The 17,254-nt window shown below is 64.3% G+C and carries 19 protein-coding genes, 1 other RNA gene and 1 pseudogene; 17 read left to right on the top strand and 4 right to left on the bottom strand.

The features are described 5' to 3' along the window. Nucleotides 1-175: 175 nt before the first annotated feature. Nucleotides 176-1,657: an amidase gene (locus ACIQ42_RS06115; protein WP_397421322.1), complete on the bottom strand. Its 1,482-nt coding sequence runs from the start codon at nucleotides 1,655-1,657 to the stop codon at nucleotides 176-178. A 147-nt stretch (nucleotides 1,658-1,804) separates the two neighbouring features. Here ACIQ42_RS06115 and ACIQ42_RS06110 point away from each other — a divergent pair, with 147 nt between their 5' ends. From ACIQ42_RS06110 to dusA, 5 genes are all read left to right on the top strand, one after another. Beyond that, a complete protein-coding gene (locus tag ACIQ42_RS06110) occupies nucleotides 1,805-2,608 on the top strand; it encodes a potassium channel family protein (protein WP_397421321.1) in 804 nt (267 codons plus the stop codon). 77 nt (nucleotides 2,609-2,685) lie between these two features. Continuing rightward, nucleotides 2,686-3,690 carry a LacI family DNA-binding transcriptional regulator gene (locus ACIQ42_RS06105; protein WP_397421320.1) on the top strand — a complete coding sequence of 335 codons (1,005 nt, stop codon included), beginning with the start codon at nucleotides 2,686-2,688 and terminating at the stop codon, nucleotides 3,688-3,690. Nucleotides 3,691-3,830: 140 nt separating this feature from the next. Further along, a complete protein-coding gene (locus ACIQ42_RS06100; protein ID WP_397421319.1) occupies nucleotides 3,831-4,745 on the top strand; it encodes an aldo/keto reductase family oxidoreductase in 915 nt (304 codons plus the stop codon). After that, nucleotides 4,742-5,806, top strand: coding sequence for an LLM class flavin-dependent oxidoreductase (locus tag ACIQ42_RS06095; protein ID WP_397421318.1), 1,065 nt, complete (start codon nucleotides 4,742-4,744; stop codon nucleotides 5,804-5,806). The genes ACIQ42_RS06100 and ACIQ42_RS06095 overlap by 4 nt, the downstream gene beginning before the upstream one ends. 73 nt (nucleotides 5,807-5,879) lie before the next feature. Continuing rightward, complete coding sequence (dusA, locus tag ACIQ42_RS06090) at nucleotides 5,880-6,917, top strand: tRNA dihydrouridine(20/20a) synthase DusA (protein ID WP_397421323.1); 1,038 nt, start codon at nucleotides 5,880-5,882, stop codon at nucleotides 6,915-6,917. Here dusA and ACIQ42_RS06085 read toward each other — a convergent pair. The 3 genes from ACIQ42_RS06085 to ACIQ42_RS06075 form a co-directional block, all read right to left on the bottom strand. Further along, nucleotides 6,843-7,325 carry a TIGR02281 family clan AA aspartic protease gene (locus tag ACIQ42_RS06085; protein WP_397421317.1) on the bottom strand — a complete coding sequence of 161 codons (483 nt, stop codon included), beginning with the start codon at nucleotides 7,323-7,325 and terminating at the stop codon, nucleotides 6,843-6,845. The two genes, dusA and ACIQ42_RS06085, sit on opposite strands and share 75 nt — an antisense overlap. 128 nt (nucleotides 7,326-7,453) lie before the next feature. Then, the gene (locus tag ACIQ42_RS06080) at nucleotides 7,454-7,660 is read right to left on the bottom strand and encodes a DUF1289 domain-containing protein (protein WP_397421316.1); all 207 of its coding nucleotides are present in this window, start codon (nucleotides 7,658-7,660) and stop codon (nucleotides 7,454-7,456) included. After that, nucleotides 7,657-8,136: a PaaI family thioesterase gene (locus tag ACIQ42_RS06075; RefSeq protein ID WP_397421315.1), complete on the bottom strand. Its 480-nt coding sequence runs from the start codon at nucleotides 8,134-8,136 to the stop codon at nucleotides 7,657-7,659. Before ACIQ42_RS06075 ends, ACIQ42_RS06080 begins: the two co-directional genes overlap by 4 nt. 118 nt (nucleotides 8,137-8,254) lie before the next feature. Here ACIQ42_RS06075 and ACIQ42_RS06070 point away from each other — a divergent pair, with 118 nt between their 5' ends. The 12 genes and pseudogenes from ACIQ42_RS06070 to ACIQ42_RS06015 form a co-directional block, all read left to right on the top strand. Next, entirely contained in the window at nucleotides 8,255-8,590 is a 336-nt protein-coding gene (locus tag ACIQ42_RS06070; RefSeq protein WP_397421314.1) for a hypothetical protein, read from the top strand. Nucleotides 8,591-8,825: 235 nt separating this feature from the next. Beyond that, nucleotides 8,826-10,031, top strand: a complete 1,206-nt coding sequence (locus ACIQ42_RS06065; protein WP_397421313.1) for an acyl-CoA dehydrogenase family protein — start codon at nucleotides 8,826-8,828, stop codon at nucleotides 10,029-10,031. Then, nucleotides 9,922-10,488, top strand: coding sequence for an endonuclease domain-containing protein (locus tag ACIQ42_RS06060; protein WP_397421312.1), 567 nt, complete (start codon nucleotides 9,922-9,924; stop codon nucleotides 10,486-10,488). The genes ACIQ42_RS06065 and ACIQ42_RS06060 overlap by 110 nt, the downstream gene beginning before the upstream one ends. Before the next feature lie 4 nt (nucleotides 10,489-10,492). After that, nucleotides 10,493-11,635, top strand: coding sequence for an acyl-CoA dehydrogenase family protein (locus ACIQ42_RS06055; RefSeq protein WP_397421311.1), 1,143 nt, complete (start codon nucleotides 10,493-10,495; stop codon nucleotides 11,633-11,635). Nucleotides 11,636-11,730: 95 nt separating this feature from the next. Beyond that, complete coding sequence (locus ACIQ42_RS06050; RefSeq protein WP_397421310.1) at nucleotides 11,731-12,624, top strand: DMT family transporter; 894 nt, start codon at nucleotides 11,731-11,733, stop codon at nucleotides 12,622-12,624. Continuing rightward, nucleotides 12,621-13,340: an N-acetylmuramoyl-L-alanine amidase gene (locus ACIQ42_RS06045; RefSeq protein WP_397421309.1), complete on the top strand. Its 720-nt coding sequence runs from the start codon at nucleotides 12,621-12,623 to the stop codon at nucleotides 13,338-13,340. The genes ACIQ42_RS06050 and ACIQ42_RS06045 overlap by 4 nt, the downstream gene beginning before the upstream one ends. After that, nucleotides 13,340-13,945, top strand: a complete 606-nt coding sequence (locus ACIQ42_RS06040; RefSeq protein WP_397421308.1) for an FMN-binding negative transcriptional regulator — start codon at nucleotides 13,340-13,342, stop codon at nucleotides 13,943-13,945. Before ACIQ42_RS06045 ends, ACIQ42_RS06040 begins: the two co-directional genes overlap by 1 nt. A 50-nt stretch (nucleotides 13,946-13,995) precedes the next feature. Further along, nucleotides 13,996-14,393: RNase P RNA component class A (gene rnpB / locus ACIQ42_RS06035), an RNA gene on the top strand. A 285-nt stretch (nucleotides 14,394-14,678) separates the two neighbouring features. Next, the gene (locus ACIQ42_RS06030) at nucleotides 14,679-15,146 is read left to right on the top strand and encodes a division/cell wall cluster transcriptional repressor MraZ (RefSeq protein WP_397421307.1); all 468 of its coding nucleotides are present in this window, start codon (nucleotides 14,679-14,681) and stop codon (nucleotides 15,144-15,146) included. Continuing rightward, complete coding sequence (gene rsmH / locus ACIQ42_RS06025; RefSeq protein ID WP_397421306.1) at nucleotides 15,143-16,075, top strand: 16S rRNA (cytosine(1402)-N(4))-methyltransferase RsmH; 933 nt, start codon at nucleotides 15,143-15,145, stop codon at nucleotides 16,073-16,075. Before ACIQ42_RS06030 ends, rsmH begins: the two co-directional genes overlap by 4 nt. After that, complete coding sequence (locus ACIQ42_RS06020; RefSeq protein WP_397421305.1) at nucleotides 16,072-16,512, top strand: cell division protein; 441 nt, start codon at nucleotides 16,072-16,074, stop codon at nucleotides 16,510-16,512. Before rsmH ends, ACIQ42_RS06020 begins: the two co-directional genes overlap by 4 nt. Continuing rightward, nucleotides 16,509-17,254, top strand: a pseudogene (locus ACIQ42_RS06015) (penicillin-binding protein 2); the annotation flags it as partial. The gene ACIQ42_RS06020 and the pseudogene ACIQ42_RS06015, both read left to right, overlap by 4 nt.

Here is a 17,254-nt window from a genome sequence, read left to right as displayed (position 1 = left end):
GCCTTCTCCTGCCGCACGCGCGTGTTCTGGGCCTGACCTGGATCGAACTGACGACCGACCCGGACAACGTTGCTTCCCAAGGTGTCATCATCAACAGCGGCGGCCATCTGGTTGAGGAATTCGAGATGCCGCGCGCTTATGGAGAGGGCGTGAAGCTGCGATTTCGGATACCTCTTTAGGCGTGTAATCGCGGGGTCCGGTCCGCCCAGGGTCGTGCCGCCTCAAGCTGATAGGCGAGTTGGAACAGCAGGCCCTCGGCGCCCGCACGGGCCGAGAACTGGGTTCCCACAGGCAGGCCGCCCGATGTCCAGTTGAGCGGAACGCTCATCGACGGCGCCCCGGCGACGTTGTGTAACGTCGTGTAGCCGACATATTCGATTAGCCGGGAGATCAGGGTATCGAACGAGACGTTCGGTGCGACATAACCCAACTGGGGTGGCGGGGAGGCCAGCACCGGTGAGAGGATCACATCAAACCTGTTCACCATGAACCAGCGGTCATAAGCCCTCGCGGATGCTTGCAGCCGCTGAACAGTCTTCGGCAACGCGTCCTTCGGCGCCTTGGCTGCCATTTCGGCCATACCCAGGCTGAAGTCTTCCAGCAGATCGGGCCCTGGTGGGTGTCCCATGACCTTATTGAGCACGCCGGCTAGATCCGCCGCGCCCGCCGCCCACAGGAGGAGGAAGTCATTGATGAAATCCTCGCCCGTCGGCCAGGTAGTTGGGACCACCTCATGGCCCAAACTTTCCATCAGCTTCACGGAGCTATCAGTGGCGGCGCGGACCTCTGCGGTTGGCGGCTTGCCGGCGCCCCCGTTGAGGATCAGGCCCACACGCAGGCGACGTCTCAACGGTGCGGTGATCAGACCTACTGCAGCAAGCTTTGCTCCGGGTCCCGAATCCTCGGTCAAGGCGAACATGGCGGCGGAGTCGCGCACGCTACGGGTCAGTACGTGCGATACGCTGATATCCGAGACCTGGGTCTGGCCGCGCGCCGCCAGCATCCGCCCGCGCGAGGGTTTCAGGCCGAACAAGCCGCAACAGGACGCCGGGATGCGAATTGAACCACCACCGTCGCTGGCATGGGCGAAGGGCACGACCCCCGCTGCAGTAGCGGCCGCCGCGCCACCCGAGGAGCCGCCGGAGGACCGGGTAGGGTCCCAGGGATTGCGGGTCGGCCCGAAGCCGATGGGTTCGGTGGTCGGCAGGAATCCATACTCCGGCGTCGACGACTTGCCGATCACATTGACGCCGGCGCGGTCGTACGCGTCGATTAGGGCATCCTGCTGCGTTGCCAGCGGCATCCGCAACATGGCGCGCGAGCCTGAACGGGTGGGTAGGCCCTTGTAGTCGTCCAGGTCCTTGATCAGGAACGGCACGCCGGCGAATGCTCCGGCCATGGCAGCGATCTGGCCGCGCTCCAGCGCCCGATCAAAGTCTGAGGCGACCAGGAAGTTCAGTTTCGGCTGAAGACGTTCCGCCCGATCCACGGCTGCTTTCGCAGCCTCCAGCGCCGACATCTGGCCGGACCGGATCATGGCGGCCGTCTCGGTGGCGTCAGGCCAAGCGGACCTGATCGCCGGGGAATTGGCGAAGGCTTGAGTCGCGACGCCGGCGACGCCAATTGCGCCCAGGGCGCGGCGCGTGATCGGGTTCAAGGCTTTCTCCACTTCCAGACACCCAGCATACGGTTGATGGTCAGCTTGGCGGCTCAAGGCCAAATTCGCAATGGCGATCAAGGTCATGGTCGCGACGGACTCAGGTCGATAGGCTGCCCCAAGCTGGAATGAAGAGGGTACTGCGGCATGGCCGGTTCAAAGAGTCCGGAGACGTCGGCCGAAAAGGGTCTGACAGGCGTTCGACTCCGTCTTCAAGAACTGTACTTTGGTGCAACGCCCGGCGCTGTGCGGTTCCGCTATGTGGTGATCGCGATAGATCTGCTGCTGATCGCCTTCTTCATCGCCTCGCCCTTCCTGAAGGACTACCCCGGCTTTATCGCGTTCGACTATGCGGTGGCGCTGGTTATGGCCATTGAGGTCAGCGCCCGGGCCCTGGCCCACGACAATCTGAAGACCTGGATCTCAAAGCCTGCGAGCTGGGTTGACCTGTTCGTTCTGGCGACCCTGCTGTTTCCGTTCTGGCTCCTCAATCTCGCATTCCTGCGGGTGCTTCGCATCTGGTCGCTGTTTCACAGCGAGCTCTTCTGGTCGACCGTTGGGCGCAAATATGACGGGACCCGCTGGGAGGAAGTCTCCAAGGCGCTCGCCACCATGGTCACTTTTGTGTTCGTGGCGACCGGCTTCGTCTACGGCAGTTTCGCTTTGGAACACCCCAAGATCGAAGGCTATGTCGACGCCCTCTACTTTACGGTTACGGCCCTGACGACGACAGGTTTCGGCGACATCACCCTGCCAGGAACCTGGGGGAAGCTCTTGTCGATCATGATCATGATCAGCGGCATTACTTTGTTCGTGCGTCTCGCGCAGACCCTCTTCCGGCCTCACAAAGTCAACTTTTCCTGCCCGACCTGTGGCCTCTCGCGTCATGACACGGACGCTGTGCACTGCAAGGCCTGCGGTACAGTGCTGAACATCCCCAATGAGGAATAGGCGCGCGGTGATTCCCCCCGGCGCCTAAAGGCCTTAAGGGTTGCGGCGCGGTATAGTTCGCCGAAGGGCAAGTCACCATGGCTTCCACGATCAAGGACGTGTCGGCAATCGCCGGTGTCTCCATGAAGACCGTCTCGCGCGTGCTCAACAAGGAGCGCTATGTCTCCGAGTCGACCCGGCTTCGCGTCGAGAAGGCGGTCGCAGAGCTGAATTTTCGGCCCAGCGTGGCGGCTCGCATACTGGCGGGCAAGCGCAGCTATCAGATCGCCCTGATCTACGACAATCACAGTCCTCACTACATTCATCAAATCCAGAACGGAGTCTGGGCGCGATGCATCGAGGAAGGGGTCCGGCTTCTGGCCCAGCCCTCCGACGTGGCCTCGCCCAATCTGGCGCGCGAGATCGGCGGCCTGATCGATCAGACCCAGGTGGACGGTGTGATCCTCTCCTCTCCGGTGACTGACGCGCCGGGTGCGCTGGAGGAGCTTGAACAGCGCGGCATCCCATATGTGCGGATATCGCCGGGCACGGACTACGACCGCAGTTCGTCGGTTTCGATGGATGACGTGCAGGCGGCCGACGACATGACCCGGCACCTGATCGCGCTCGGCCATCGGCGTATCGGGTTCATCATTGGCCATACAAACCATACGGCCAGTGATCAGCGGCTGTTTGGATACCGTCGTGCCCTGGATCGGGCGGGGTTGTCGTTCGAACCCAAGTACGTGCGGCCAGGCGCCTTTGATTTCACGTCAGGCGAGGCGGCGGGGGACGTACTTCTGGACCTGGCCCAGCCGCCCACAGCGATCTTCGCCAGCAATGACGACATGGCCGCAGGCGTGCTGACGGTGGCCCACCGCCGGGGCCTTTCCGTACCGGGCGATCTGTCCGTAGTCGGCTTTGACGACACTGCGCTGGCCAGCCAGCTCTGGCCGCCCCTGACCACGGTGCGGCAACCCACGCGGGAGTTGGCGTATGCCGCTGCCGGGCTGCTGTTTGACGCCACCGGCGAGGTGGTGCACCGCCGTCTTCCGCATGAGCTTGTGATCCGCGCGTCCACGGCAGGACCTGGGGGAGGCTGACAAACTCTGGTTTATCGCCGGGCCGTCTTGCCAACGTCATGAGGCGAGGCTTATCAGTATGACAGCGCTATCATACGATGATCCGACGACCGTCGAACTCAACGTAAATGACTGAAAACGTCCCGGGGATCGCATCGAGCATGACGACCAGCATTCTGCCTCAGCCTGCCGCCACTCGACCGTTGTATGAGGGCGGTCCAACGGTTTCGTCGGTCGCCTGGGGCATGTGGCGCTTTGCTGGCGACGACGTCGGCGCAGCCACGGCTCGCGTGCAGGCTGCCCTCGACGCCGGGGTCACCCTGTTCGACACCGCCGACATCTACGGTCCAGACAACAACGAGCCGTTTGGCGCCGCCGAGCTATTGCTGGGCCGCGTCCTGGCGGCCAACCCGGCTATGGCCCACCGCATGGTGATCGCCACCAAGGGCGGGATCAGCATGGGCGTGCCCTACGATTCAAGCGCCGGCTATCTGGCGTCAGCCATTGACGCATCACTCAAGCGCATGGGTCTGGATCATGTGGCGCTCTGGCAGATTCACAGGCCTGACATGCTGACCCACCCGGCCGAGGTGGCCCGGGCTCTGGAAGCCGCGTACAAGGCAGGCAAGATCGGAGCGATCGGCGTGTCCAACTTCACGCCTTCGCAGGTCGAGGCCCTGGCCGCCCACAGCGCATTGCCAATCGTGAGCTGCCAGCCGGAGTTCTCTCCGCTGGCGACAGCGCCGCTGAGCAACGGCATTCTGGATCAGGCAATGGCGCGCAACATGGCCGTGCTGGCGTGGTCGCCACTGGGGCAAGGGCGCCTCGGCGACCCGAAGGACGCCCGCAGTCAGGCCGCCGCCAGGGCGCTGGATGTGAAGGCGGAAAGCTTCGGTGTCTCCCGTGCGGCTGCGGCCTACAGCTGGATCATGGCTCATCCGGCGCGGCCGATCCCTATCGTTGGCACCCAGACCCCGGCGCGGATTGCCGAGATCCCCGATGCCTACAAACCCGCCTGGACCCGAGCTGACTGGTACGAGGTACTGGTCGCCGCCACTGGAGAAGCCCTGCCATGACCCGCCCGCCCTGCGAGATCAGCTGGTTCTCGGCGCTCTGCGATGACGACTATGAGTTTCTGGGCGTACCAGACCCCATGCTGCGGTCCAGTTGGGAGCACTGCCGGGACATCGTGATGCAGGCCGAGGCTGGCGGGTTCGACAACATCCTGTTGCCGTCGGGCTATGAGTTGGGCATTGACACCACCGCCTTCGCCGCCGGGATCGCGCCGTTGCTGAAGCGCATGCGCCTGCTGATGGCGGTTCGTATTGGCGAGATGTGGCCGCCGCAGTTGGCCCGTCAGATCGCCACCATTGACCGCATGCTGGGCGGTCGTCTGACCGTCAATATCATCTCGTCCGACATGCCCGGCGAGAAGCTGGCGTCCGCGCCGCGCTATGCCCGCACGGTCGAGGCGATGAGCATCCTGAAGACCATGCTGAATGGCCAGCCGCTGGATCACGACGGCGAATTCTGGAAGCTCAAGCTGGACCCGCCCCGGATCGGCACGCTCTCGGGCAAGGCGCCGCAGTTGTACTTTGGCGGTCTGTCCGAAGACGCCCGCGAGGCTGCCGCCAAGGGTTGCGATGTCTTCCTGATGTGGCCGGACAAGAAGGAAACCATTGCGGCCATTATCGCCGACATGACCGCGCGCGCCGCCAAATACGGGCGGACGCTCAGGTACGGCTACCGCGCCCACATGATCGTGCGTGATACCGAGACCGAGGCCCGCGCCGCCGCCGACCGGCTGCTGTCAAAACTGGACGCGGCCACGGGCGACGCCATCCGCGCCAAATCGCTGGATTCCACCTCGGTCGGCGTTCAGGCGCAGGCCGCCCTGCGGGAAGCGGCGGCGGACGACGGCTATGCCGAAGCCAATCTCTGGACCGGCGTGGGCCGAGCCCGCTCAGGCTGTGGCGCGGCGATCGTCGGCGATCCGGACCAGGTGCTGGCCAAGCTCAACGACTACCGCGACATGGGTATCGAGGCGTTCATCCTGTCTGGCTATCCCCATGCGGCGGAGGCGGACCTGTTCGCGCGCCACGTGTTGCCGAAGATCGACCACGGGCCGCTCGTCTGAGGGTATGGGTCGCATCTGCGACTGAAGCGTCGTATTGACGTCGGTGTCGAACGAGATCGAACCCGCAAGACCATTGAGCCAGTTCCAGCCCCATCGCCTTTCCGTCGCCCCCATGATGGACTGGACGGATCGCCATTGCCGGGTCCTGCATCGCACTCTGACGGGGCGAAGCCTGCTTTATACTGAGATGGTGACCACCGGGGCTGTGCTGCATGGCGACCGGCCGCGATTGCTGGGTTTTGATCCTGCCGAGCACCCCGTGGCCCTTCAACTCGGCGGTTCGGATCCCAATGACCTTGTCGCGGCTGCGCGCATCGGCGAGGCGGAAGGGTATGATGAGATCAACCTGAATGTCGGCTGTCCTTCGGACCGGGTTCAGTCGGGACGGTTTGGCGCGTGCCTGATGCGCGAGCCGGAATTGGTGGCCGAGTGCATGGCGGCCATGGGCGCGGCTGTTTCAGTTCCGGTGACGGTAAAGTGCCGGATCGGGGTGGACGATCAGGATCCGATGGAGAGCCTGTTCCGGCTGGTGGAGTTATCCTCGCAAGCCGGCGTGAAGCTCTTTGTGGTGCATGCGCGCAAGGCGTTGCTGAAGGGGTTGTCGCCCAAGGAAAACCGCGATGTGCCGCCGCTGAACTATCCGTTGGTCTGGCGGTTGAAGCAGGAGCGGCCGGACCTGACCATTGTCATCAACGGCGGGATCGGATCGCTGGACGAGGCTGAGGCGCATCTGGCCCATGTGGATGGGGTGATGCTGGGCCGGGCCGCCTATCATACCCCGGCGATCCTGGCCGACGTGGACGCCCGCATCTTCGGTGGGTCGGCAGGACAGGGCCCGTTTGAGGCGGTGGAACTCTACAAGAGGTATGTGGCTCGGGAGTTGGCGCGCGGTACGCACCTGGCGGCCATGACACGTCACATGCTGGGATTGTTCCACGGCGCGCGCGGCGCCCGAACCTGGCGGAGGATCCTCACCGTCGAGGGGGTGAAGCCGGGGGCGGGTCTTGAGGTGATCGACCAGGCGCTGGCCGCGGTCTCAGGGCTGCAGGCGCAGCGTGTCGCGCGTGGCTTCGAAGCGGGTGAGGCGGCCCAGGTAGCTCATGCCCAGTAGCGACACATCCAGACCCTCGGCGACAACCAGAGCCTTGACGTCCTCAAGCCGGGCGCCGTTGATCGAGACCGAGGTCAGGGTCACAGCTGCGGCGCGGGTTGAGCCCGTAGCCGTGGTGACATTGTAGCCGTACTTCAGGTCCTGTGGCTTGAAGCCCAGCTTTTCCGCGTCGGCAGGCGTGAGCGCCACCGCGGTCGCGCCGGTGTCCACAAGAAACCGAACGGGCTGGCCGTTGACGTCGGCGTTGGCCCAGAAATGCCCGTCGGCGGCCTTGGCGACCGCGCCGGTCCCTGGCTTCGGTGCGGAAGGCGCAAAGCCCTGAACCTCGAAGCGGGCGATACGCAGCGGCGCTGAGTCCATCGCCGCAACCGCGCTGGCCCCGGCCATAGCCGCCAGAGTCGACGCCACGATCAGTTTAACGAGAGAAAACACCCGATATCACCCGGAGAAGCGGCCGTTCGGCCTGTCCTGTGAGTGGGAAACTATGACAACGAGGTTGGGAAGCTGTGAACCGGCAAGGTTTCCGAGGTATAAACTCAGAACATCGCCAGCTTCTCGGGGCGGATCAGGCTGCGTCGCTCAGGCAAGGCTGCCATGATGGCGTCTCGCTCAAGGTCGCTGAGGCGGCCCCAGGCGGCGACCTCGTTCAGCTTGCGATAGCAGCCCATACATAGCCCGCTCTCGCCATCGACGATGCAGACCTTGATGCAAGGCGTCTTGATGGGTGCGGTGGCGGTGCTCATCCGGGGATAGCGTAGGTGACATTGGCCTGGGCCGCCAGCCGGTCCGGGCTCTCGGTCCAGATCCGGATGTCGCAGACCGCCAGCCTGCGGCCCAGCCGCAACAGTTCCGCCTCGGCATGCATGTCGCCTGGCTTGGCGCCGCGCAGGAAGCTCATGTTGAGTTGCGAGGTCACCGCCATGAGCTGATCGCCGATATGCGCCAGCACCAGCGCGTAGGCCGCCGAGTCGGCCAGAGACATGAGTGTCGGGCCAGAAATGACACCGCCGGGGCGCAGCAAACCCTCACGATAGCGGCCCGTCATGCGGATGCGCCCTGGCTCGACCGAGGTCACCAGGATCGTCTGCGACTGTCCGGCCCCCGGGAAGGCGCGCGCAAAAAGGGCGTTCAGCTCATCGAGGTCGAGCTTCGGCGTGAAGATGGCCATGCTGCTTTCTGGGCCCGCAACCACCGATGTGACAAGCGCGATGTCACTCATGTAACGTTCATGTATCATGACTTGAAGTTAATCCAGAACTACAGATCATTGCTCGTTGTTCATTTGAATATGAAGATGAACCAAGTTCTGCTCCTGCCAGTTTCGAAGGAGAGTTTGAATGAAGTTTGCTGCGTTTGCACTGATCGCCGCCACCCTTGCCGCCGGCTCGGCTTCAGCCACGGAGAGCATGACTGACCTGCAGTACATCAAGGTCAACCGCTGCAAGGGCCTGGCCACCACGCTCAGCACCGCCGTCGACCCGGCGGCCATAGAGGCATTCATCAAGGCGGATCGCGGGACGCGGATGCCCTACGTCCAGGAACGCGCGACAAACGAGTTTCAACGCGCCAGGCGTGAGGCCAGGAGCGAAGACCGCAAGGCCCGGCTGACCGCTGAACTCGCCGGCCCCTGTCAGGCCTTGATGACGGGCGGGGCCGGAACGTCGAAGCAATAGGTCCCGATCGAGCCGGGCGATCACTGCCAACGCGCCGGTCCGCCGGCGCGTTTCTGTTTTGGGGAAGATCGACGCCTTACGCCGACGGCGGGGCCGGTCTCGCGCCGATCCAGTTTCGGAGCCAGAACGGATTCTGGTTTCCCTTGACGTAAGGGTCATCTTTTCACCCGTGCGACATACGGGTATAGACTTCCCCCATACCCATACGCTGTAAGCCAGCCTGCGGAGGACGCTCATGAACCTCGATTTCACGCCTGAAGAAAACGCCTTCCGCGAAGAGGTCCGGGCCTTCATCAAGGACAACTATCCCGCCCGGTTGCGCGCCGCCCAGGACGAGGGCCGGGCGCTCACCAAGGAAGAGTATCTCCTCTGGCATAAGGTGCTGGCCAAGAAGGGCTGGTTGGCGCCGTCCTGGCCCGTGGAGCATGGTGGCACCGGCTGGACGCCCACACAGAAGTATATCTGGTCCGAGGAGACCGCCCGCGCCGATTGTCTGGCCGTACTGCCGTTTGGCGTGTCGATGCTGGCGCCCGTCCTCTACACCTTCGGCACCGAGGAGCAGAAGAAGCGCTTTCTGCCTGACATCTACAACGGTGAGGTCTGGTGGTGTCAGGGCTACTCCGAGCCAGGCGCCGGATCGGACCTCGCCAGCCTGAAGTGCAAGGCCGAGCGGATGACCGCCGACGACGGCAAGGAATACTACATCGTCAATGGCCAGAAGACGTGGACGACGCTGGGACAGCATGCGGACTGGGGCTTCTTCCTGGTGCGGACCGACCCCGACTCCAAGCCGCAGTCGGGCATCTCATTCCTGCTGATCGACATGAAGACGCCGGGCATTTCGGTTCGGCCGATCATCACCCTGGAAGGCGGGCATGAGGTCAACGACGTCTTCCTCGACAATGTGAAGGTGCCAGTCGAAAACCGTATCTTCCACGAAAACCAGGGCTGGACCTGCGCCAAGGCGCTGCTGGCCCACGAGCGCAGCGGCATCGCGGGCGTGGCGCGCTCCAAGCGCAACCTGGAAAAGCTGCGCACCATCGCTGGCACCGAGCGCTCGGATGTAGGCGGCTCTCTGATCGATGAGGCCTTCTTCAAGCGCAAGGTGGCCGAACTGGAAATTGACCTGACCGCGCTGGAGTTTACCGAACTGCGCACCCTGGCCGGCGAGAGCAGCGGCAAGGGCCCTGGCCCGGAAAGCTCGATCCTGAAGATCAAGGGCACCGAGATCCAGCAGCGCCTGCAGGAACTGGCGCTGGAGGCGGTGGGCCACTACGGCGCGCCCTTCCTGCGCGACCTGCAGGGCAACAATCTGGGCATCGGACCGGACTATGCCGACGGCCTGGCCGGCGAGATGTTCAACGGTCGCAAGACCTCTATCTACGGCGGTTCGAACGAAATTCAGCGCAACATCATCGCCAAAGCTGTTCTGGGGCTGTAGCTCCCCTCCCCCTTGCGGGGAGGGGTCGGGGGTGGGGGTGTCAGAGCGAACGCGTGGAGCCATTCACAAGTCGGATCGTGCGGCTCGCGCGGCACGTCGGATGCGGCGTCAACCCACGTATGCCGAGCAATGGTTTTGGAAGGCGTTGCGCCGTACCGGTCTGCATTTTCGACGACAGGCCCCATTCGGACCTTACAACTTGGACTTCGTATGCCATGAACATCGTCTGATCCTGGAGTTGGACGGCGGCATTCATGACCTGCCATCCGTGGCGGCACGGGATGCAGAACGCGACGCCTGGCTGACAAGCCGAGGATACAGAGTTATGCGGTTTGCCAACGCGCAGGCGATCGCGGATATCGATGGGGTGATACAGGAGATCCTCGCCCGGATCAGCGCTGACACCCCCAACCCCGGCCCCTCCCCGCAAGGGGGAGGGGAGACACGTTGGAGTTAAGACTATGGATTTCAGCTTCACCGAAGAACAATCGATGCTGCGCGACACGGTCGCCAGCTATCTGGCCGACCACTATGATTTCGACAAGCGTCGCGCGGCGGTGTCGAATGAGCCGGGCTGGCGGCCGGAAGTCTGGAAGGCGTTTGCCGAGGAACTGGGCATTCTGGGCGCACCGTTCTCGGAAGACCTTGGCGGTCTGGGCGGCGGTCCGATCGACAACATGATCGTCATGGAAGAGTTCGGTAAAGCGTTGGTGGTCGAGCCCTACCTCGGCACGGTGGTGATCGGCGGCGGCTTCCTGAAGCATTCGGGCCACGCAGGCGCGGCCGATCTGATCGGCGGCATCATCGAGGGCAAGAATTTGTTCGCCTTCGCTCAGGCCGAACCGCAGAGCCGCTACAACCTAGCCTCGGTCGCGACGACGGCGAAAAAGGACGGCGCGGGCTGGATCCTGAACGGCCACAAGGCCGTCGTCATGGGCGCGCCCTTCGCCACCCACCTGTTCGTCACGGCCCGCACATCCGGCGCCGAGCGTGATGCTGGCGGGATCTCGGTCTTCCTTGTCGACAAGGCCGCCAAGGGTGTGACAACCCGCGACTATCCCACTGTTGATGGCAACCGCGCCTCGGAAGTCTATTTCGAGAACGTCTCGGTAGGCGCGGACGCCCTGATCGGAACCGCCGACAATGGCTTGCCGCTGGTGGAAAAGGTTGTCGATGAGACGATCGCCGCCATGTGCGCCGAGGCATGCGGTGTACTCAGCAAGCTGCACACCGGCACCGTCGAATACACCAAGCAACGCAAGCAGTTCGGCGCGCCGATCTCCTCGTTCCAGGTGCTGCAGCACCGGATGGTGGACATGTTCATCAATGTCGAACAGGCGATCTCGATGACCTACATGGCCAACATCAAGGTCACCGACGAAGCCGAGCGGGCCAAGGCGATCTCGGCCGCCAAGGTGCAGATCGGCAAGGCCTGCCGTTTCGTCGGCCAGAACGCCATCCAGTTGCACGGCGGCATGGGCATGACCGACGAAATGGCCATCGGCCACTACTTCAAGCGCGCCACCATGATCGAAAGTGCGTTCGGATCTGTGGATCACCACCTGGCCCGCTACGAGCGCCTGAGTCTGGGCAAGGCGGCCTAGGTCAAGCCACTTCCTACCTCTCCCGCAGCTGTGCGGGAGCGGGTAGAACAAGACCAACAGTTGCCCCGCGCCTCAGGGCGACGTAACCCCCGGCCATGGCCCTCCGCGATTTCGCGCTCCTGATCCTGATGTGCCTGGTATGGGCCTTCAACACCATACTGTCGAAGTATGTAGTGAGCGGGCTTGAGGTGCCGCCGCTGTTCTATGCGGCGGCGCGGTTCGCGATCCTGACGGTGGTGCTGATCCCGTTCCTGCGCCCGGCGCCGAGGCCGATCTGGCGGCTGGTGGTGACGGCGCTGCTGATGGGCGGCGGCAATTTCGCGCTGATGTTCGTTGGTCTGAAAATGTCGACACCGTCGGCGGTTTCGGTGGTTTTCCAGCTAGGCCTGCCGATGACGGTATTGCTGTCAGTACTGATGCTGCACGAGCGCATCGGGCTGTGGCGCGGCTTCGGGATTGGCCTGACGTTCGCCGGCGTCGTGATCGTGATCTTTGATCCGAAGGGCCTGGAGATCTCGACTGGCCTTTTACTGGTGGTGGCGGCCACCTTCATGTCGTCGCTGGGTGCGGTGATGACCAAGCAGATCGAGGGTATGCGGCCCCTGACCTTCCAGGCCTGGGTGGGGTTCTCCTCGGTCTGGCCGCTGGCGGCTATGTCAGCCTGGCTGGAGCCGGGGCAGGTGGATATCGCCCTGCGTGCCGGATGGCCGTTCCTGGGCGCCCTGCTGTTTTCGGCCCTGATCGTGTCGCTGTTTGCGCACACCAGCTACGTGATGCTCCTGCAGAAGTATGAGGCCAACCTGATCTCGGCGCTCACGCTCATGACGCCTCTGATCACCATCGGGATGGGCGTGGTGCTGCTGGGCGATCCCTTTGGACCTCGGATGATCATCGGCAGCGCGCTTGCGATCAGCGGCGTGCTTGTCATTGCCCTCCGCCGCAATCAGATCATGGCGATGCTGATGGCGGTCCGGAGCCGGCTGAAATGAACATCATTGAGGCGCCTTCGCCTAACTTCGACACGCGGACGGCGCCGCCCAGCCTGCTGGTGCTGCACTACACCGGCATGAAGACCGGGCCGGAGGCGCTGGAGCGGTTGTGCGATCCGGAGGCGAAGGTCTCGGCACACTATCTGGTCGAGGAGGACGGTCGGGTGTTCCGGCTGGTGGCCGAAGAGCGCCGGGCCTGGCATGCAGGGGTGTCTTACTGGCGTGGCCGGCGCAACGTGAACGGCGAGTCCATCGGTATCGAGATCGTCAATCCTGGGCATGAGTGGGGCTACCGCCAATTTCCGGACGCCCAGATCGAGAGTGTCATCGCCCTGGTTGCCGACATCCGCACCCGCTGGGATATCGAGGATCGCGACATCGTAGGCCACTCCGATGTGGCGCCCGACCGCAAGGATGATCCTGGTGAACTGTTCCCCTGGAAACGCCTGGCTGAGGCGGGACATGGGCTCTGGGCCGAGTGGCCGCCGGCGCCCGGTGCGCCGATCGGCGAGGGTGAAGAGGGAGCGGCGGTGTTTGCCTTGCAGGCCGGTTTGACCAGACTGGGCTTTGACCTGCCGCCGTCGGGGCGGTTTGATGTGGCCACGACGGTCGCGGTGCGCGCTTTCCAGCGGCATTGGCGGCCAGAAAAGGTGGATGGGATTGCGGATGGGGATACCCGCGCGCGGCTCATTGCCCTTCTGAGGATCTCAACCTGATGCATCCGGCCCCGGCGTTCGCCGTCAAGGACGAACAGAGACTGCTGGCCTGGATCGAAGCCCATCCGTTCATGACGCTGGCGGCGGCGCCTCAGGGGCGGCCGCTGATCGCCCAGGCTCCGGTGGTGATCCGGACCTTGCCCGAGGGTCTGGCGCTGGACTTTCACCTGTCGCGGAGCAACGCACTCGCCCCGGCGCTGGCCGGCGGGTTTCGGGGGGTTTTGCTGGGACTGGGACCGGACGCCTACATCAGTCCCGATTGGTATGAGAGCGTCGACCAGGTGCCGACCTGGAACTATGTCTCGGTCGAGGCCGAGGGCAGCGTCACGGCTCTGGATGAGACTGGCCTGGTCGCGCTGCTTGACGATCTGTCGGCGCAGGAGGAGGCGCGGCTTCTGCCCAAGCCGCCGTGGACCCGGACCAAGATGAGTTCCGGTACTTTCGAACGAATGCAGGCGGCCATTCTGGGAGGTCGCCTCAGCATCGAACGGCTGGAGGGGACGTTCAAACTGAGCCAAAACAAAGGGGTTATGGATCGAGCCGGGGCCGCGGCCGGCCTTGGCGATCATCCTGTGGCCGGGTTGATGCTGGGCAAGGAGGCCTGAGGGCATGGGGCGTTGACCCGGGCGCCCGCAGCGACCATGGTCCGCGCGGATCAGACGGCCGGGCGGTCGCGGTCCCCGCAAGGGGGTCGAGGAAAGTCCGGGCTCCACGACGACATGGCGGTGGGTAACGCCCACCGGGGGTGACCCCAGGGATAGCGCCACAGAGAGCAGACCGCCCGCCTTCGCCCCTCGGGGCTACGGCGCGGTAAGGGTGAAAGGGTGCGGTAAGAGCGCACCGGGTCCCTGGTGACAGGGGCCGCATGGCAAGCCCCGCCAGGAGCAAGACCGAATAGGGATCCCGCGCCGGAGAAATCCGGTAGGGCCGTCGCCGGCCTGAGGGCTCCGGGTAGGTCGCGAGAACCGTCCCGCAAGGGCCGGTCCAGAGGAATGATCGCCGCGTCTCCGCAAGGGGGCGGCACAGAACCCGGCTTACAGGCCGTCTGATCCACTCTTCCTTCATCCGTGAGGGGTGCCGCTGCCACTTCGGCAACGCGTCCGCAGCCTGACCACTATACTTTCCCACAATGGTTAACATGTTCTGAGTATGTTCTGTGGATAACTGCTGTTCATTAACCATTGTGTCGCGCGAGTTCTTTGTTTTTGCCTCATTTCGTCAGCAAGTGTCATTGAAACCCATTTGATCCCATGTTAACCCAATCGTCATTCGCTAGCCAAAGTGGCGCGTCGGTGCGCGTCCAGATCCGGTGGCGATGGCAGGGGAGCGTTGGCCAAGATGTTTCTCTCGACGTTCGAGAAACAACTGGACCTGAAGCGGCGCATCGTTGTGCCGCAGGAGTTTCGCGCCGCCGTCTCTGGCCCGTTTGACGGCGTTTTCTGCTTTCCCTCCATCGAGGCCGACTGCCTTGAAGGTGGCGGAAAGGCGCTTTTCGACCGCTATCACGGTGTGATCGAGGAGCTTCCGTTCGGTGATCCGGTGCGCTCGGCACTGGAAACGTCGGTGCTAGGCGGCATGGTGCAGCTGTCCTTCGACACCGCTGGCCGCATCACCCTGCCAGACCTGATGTGCAAGGCCTTTGGCCTGACCGACTGGGTGAGCGTCGTCGGGCTCGGCGACCGGTTCCAGATCTGGGAGCGGGGCGCATTCAACGCCCATCGCGCCGTCCAGCGCGACATGGCCCGGGCCGGCCTTGCCGATCTTCGCGCCCAGCAGCGCGCGGCGCGACTGGGTGGTGCTGCGTGACGGTGTCGCACATCCCGGTTCTGCTGGACGAAGTGATCCGCAATCTTGATGTCGGCCCTGGCGATACGGTCGTGGATGGCACCTTCGGCGCCGGCGGCTATTCGCGGGCCATTCTCGAAACCGGCGCCAAGGTTGTGGCCTTCGACCGTGATCCCACCGTCCGCCGTTTTGCCGAGGGACTTTCCGCTGACCGCTTCCGGTTGGTGGAAGGCGTGTTCTCCCGGATGGATGACGAACTGGGTGAGGCGAGCGTGGACGGCGTCGCGCTGGACCTGGGCGTGTCCTCCATGCAGATCGATCAGGCCGAACGCGGGTTCTCGTTCATGCAGGACGGGCCGCTGGATATGCGGATGGGTGGCGACGGGCCGACGGCGGCAGACCTCGTGAACAACGCGCAGCAGGAAGATCTGGCCCGGATCATCTTCGTCTATGGCGAGGAGCGGGAAAGCCGACGCGTGGCGCGCGCGATCGTGCGTCGGCGGGAGGAGCAGCCCTTCAGTCGCACGCTCGAACTCGCCGACTTTGTCGAGCGGGCGCTGGGTGGCCGCCGCGGCGCCAAGATCCATCCGGCCACCCGCACCTTTCAGGGGTTGCGGATTGCGGTGAACGAAGAGCTTGCCGAGCTCGAGGCAGGCCTGGTGGCCGCCGAGCGAACCCTGAAGACGGGCGGCCGCCTCTGTGTGGTGACCTTTCACTCGCTCGAGGATCGTATCGTAAAGAGCTTTCTGTCGACGCGGTCCGGACGCATGCCCGGTGGCTCGCGCTATGCACCGCCGGTGGTCCAGGATGCGGCGCCCAGCTTCCGTCTGATCTTCAACGGCGCCCAGGCGTCGTCCGACGCCGAGGCCCGCGCCAACCCCCGCGCCCGCTCGGCAAAGCTCCGCGCCGCCGTCCGTACCGACGCGCCGGTCTGGAGGGCGGCGGCATGAATGTCTTCACCCGCCGGATCCGGGGTTTTCGCCTGGTCGATCTGGTCGGTCTTGGCCTGCTGGTGGTCATCATTCTGGGCGTCTACCTGGCCAAGACGCTGGCGGGTCGCGAACGGGCCGAAATCGCCAGGGTTGAACGTCAAATCGTCGCGGAACAGGCGCGTATCCGGCTGCTCCAGGCCGAGGTGGCCCACCTCGAGCAGCCGGGGCGGATCGAGCGGCTGGCGGTAGGCTATCTGAAGATGGCGCCGGTTCCGGCGATCCGCGAAGCCCATCCCGATCAACTGGTGGAACTGGCCCGCGCCGGCGCTGCGCCCAGCGCCACGGCGGTGTCCGATGTCGCGTCCATGGTGGATGGCGAGGGTGTGGTCCCGGGCGTGCCGCCGCCACCGCCGCCGGAGGCCTTGCCGTCGCAAATGGCCGAGGCGGCGCGATGAGCTTCATCTCCCAGACGTTCGGCCGGACCGGTCTGCCGCGCTGGCTGATCGAGCGCATCTGGGGTCTTGAGCATGCCTTCGAGCGGGCCCGTGCGTCAGGTCGCGTCGAGGATGACACCCGCCTGCGCATATTCTTCGTGCTGGCGCTGTTCTCGCTGTTCTTCATCACCCTGGCTGTGGGCGCGACGCGGGCGGTGATGTTCTCCGACGCGGCTCGAAACGCGGGCATCTCTCCCTCGCTGGGCGCGTCCAGGGCCGATCTGGTGGACCGCCACGGCAAGATGCTGGCGGCCAACCTGCTACACTATGGCCTCTACATCGATCCGCGCGAAATCTGGGATCAGGCCGAGACGCGTCGCGGTCTCATGGGCGTCCTGCCGGGCCTTGACGCCGAGCGGCTGGAGCGAGCCCTGCGCGGCAACCGACGGGTGTTTCTGGTCGGCGCACTGAACCCCAGCGACCGCAATCGCATCCATGGACTGGGATTGCCTGGTGTCAGTTTCGAGCCTGAGCAACACCGCGTCTATCCGCTTGGCACAACCGCCGCACACATTATCGGGTTCTCGGATTCGGGTGGCGAGGGTCTTGCCGGGGCCGAGGCCGCCTTCGACCTGGAGATCCGCTCCGCCGCCATGAACGGCGGAACCGTGCCGCTCTCCATCGATCTGCGCGTTCAGGGGGCGCTGGAGGACGAGATCTACAAGGCCGTGGCTGAGTTCACGCCCAAGAGCGCGGTCGGCAT

It is taken from the genome of Phenylobacterium sp. (assembly GCF_044372605.1).
Classification (GTDB): Bacteria; Pseudomonadota; Alphaproteobacteria; order Caulobacterales; family Caulobacteraceae; genus Phenylobacterium.
Note: the sequence above shows the minus strand (reverse complement) of the source record. Positions and strands in the feature narration are given on the sequence as shown.

What these genes read in the sequence shown, in the direction of transcription:
- ACIQ42_RS06045 (WP_397421309.1), top strand. Translation starts at nt 12,621, where the DNA reads ATGAACATCATTGAGGCGCCTTCGCCTAACTTCGACACGCGGACGGCG.
- ACIQ42_RS06100 (WP_397421319.1), top strand. Translation starts at nt 3,831, where the DNA reads ATGACGACCAGCATTCTGCCTCAGCCTGCCGCCACTCGACCGTTGTAT.
- ACIQ42_RS06075 (WP_397421315.1), bottom strand. Translation starts at nt 8,136, where the DNA reads ATGAGTGACATCGCGCTTGTCACATCGGTGGTTGCGGGCCCAGAAAGC.
- ACIQ42_RS06110 (WP_397421321.1), top strand. Translation starts at nt 1,805, where the DNA reads ATGGCCGGTTCAAAGAGTCCGGAGACGTCGGCCGAAAAGGGTCTGACA.
- ACIQ42_RS06105 (WP_397421320.1), top strand. Translation starts at nt 2,686, where the DNA reads ATGGCTTCCACGATCAAGGACGTGTCGGCAATCGCCGGTGTCTCCATG.
- ACIQ42_RS06020 (WP_397421305.1), top strand. Translation starts at nt 16,072, where the DNA reads ATGAATGTCTTCACCCGCCGGATCCGGGGTTTTCGCCTGGTCGATCTG.
- ACIQ42_RS06080 (WP_397421316.1), bottom strand. Translation starts at nt 7,660, where the DNA reads ATGAGCACCGCCACCGCACCCATCAAGACGCCTTGCATCAAGGTCTGC.
- ACIQ42_RS06060 (WP_397421312.1), top strand. Translation starts at nt 9,922, where the DNA reads ATGCCGACGGCCTGGCCGGCGAGATGTTCAACGGTCGCAAGACCTCTA.
- ACIQ42_RS06050 (WP_397421310.1), top strand. Translation starts at nt 11,731, where the DNA reads ATGGCCCTCCGCGATTTCGCGCTCCTGATCCTGATGTGCCTGGTATGG.
- ACIQ42_RS06040 (WP_397421308.1), top strand. Translation starts at nt 13,340, where the DNA reads ATGCATCCGGCCCCGGCGTTCGCCGTCAAGGACGAACAGAGACTGCTG.
- ACIQ42_RS06055 (WP_397421311.1), top strand. Translation starts at nt 10,493, where the DNA reads ATGGATTTCAGCTTCACCGAAGAACAATCGATGCTGCGCGACACGGTC.
- ACIQ42_RS06070 (WP_397421314.1), top strand. Translation starts at nt 8,255, where the DNA reads ATGAAGTTTGCTGCGTTTGCACTGATCGCCGCCACCCTTGCCGCCGGC.
- ACIQ42_RS06065 (WP_397421313.1), top strand. Translation starts at nt 8,826, where the DNA reads ATGAACCTCGATTTCACGCCTGAAGAAAACGCCTTCCGCGAAGAGGTC.
- ACIQ42_RS06095 (WP_397421318.1), top strand. Translation starts at nt 4,742, where the DNA reads ATGACCCGCCCGCCCTGCGAGATCAGCTGGTTCTCGGCGCTCTGCGAT.
- ACIQ42_RS06030 (WP_397421307.1), top strand. Translation starts at nt 14,679, where the DNA reads ATGTTTCTCTCGACGTTCGAGAAACAACTGGACCTGAAGCGGCGCATC.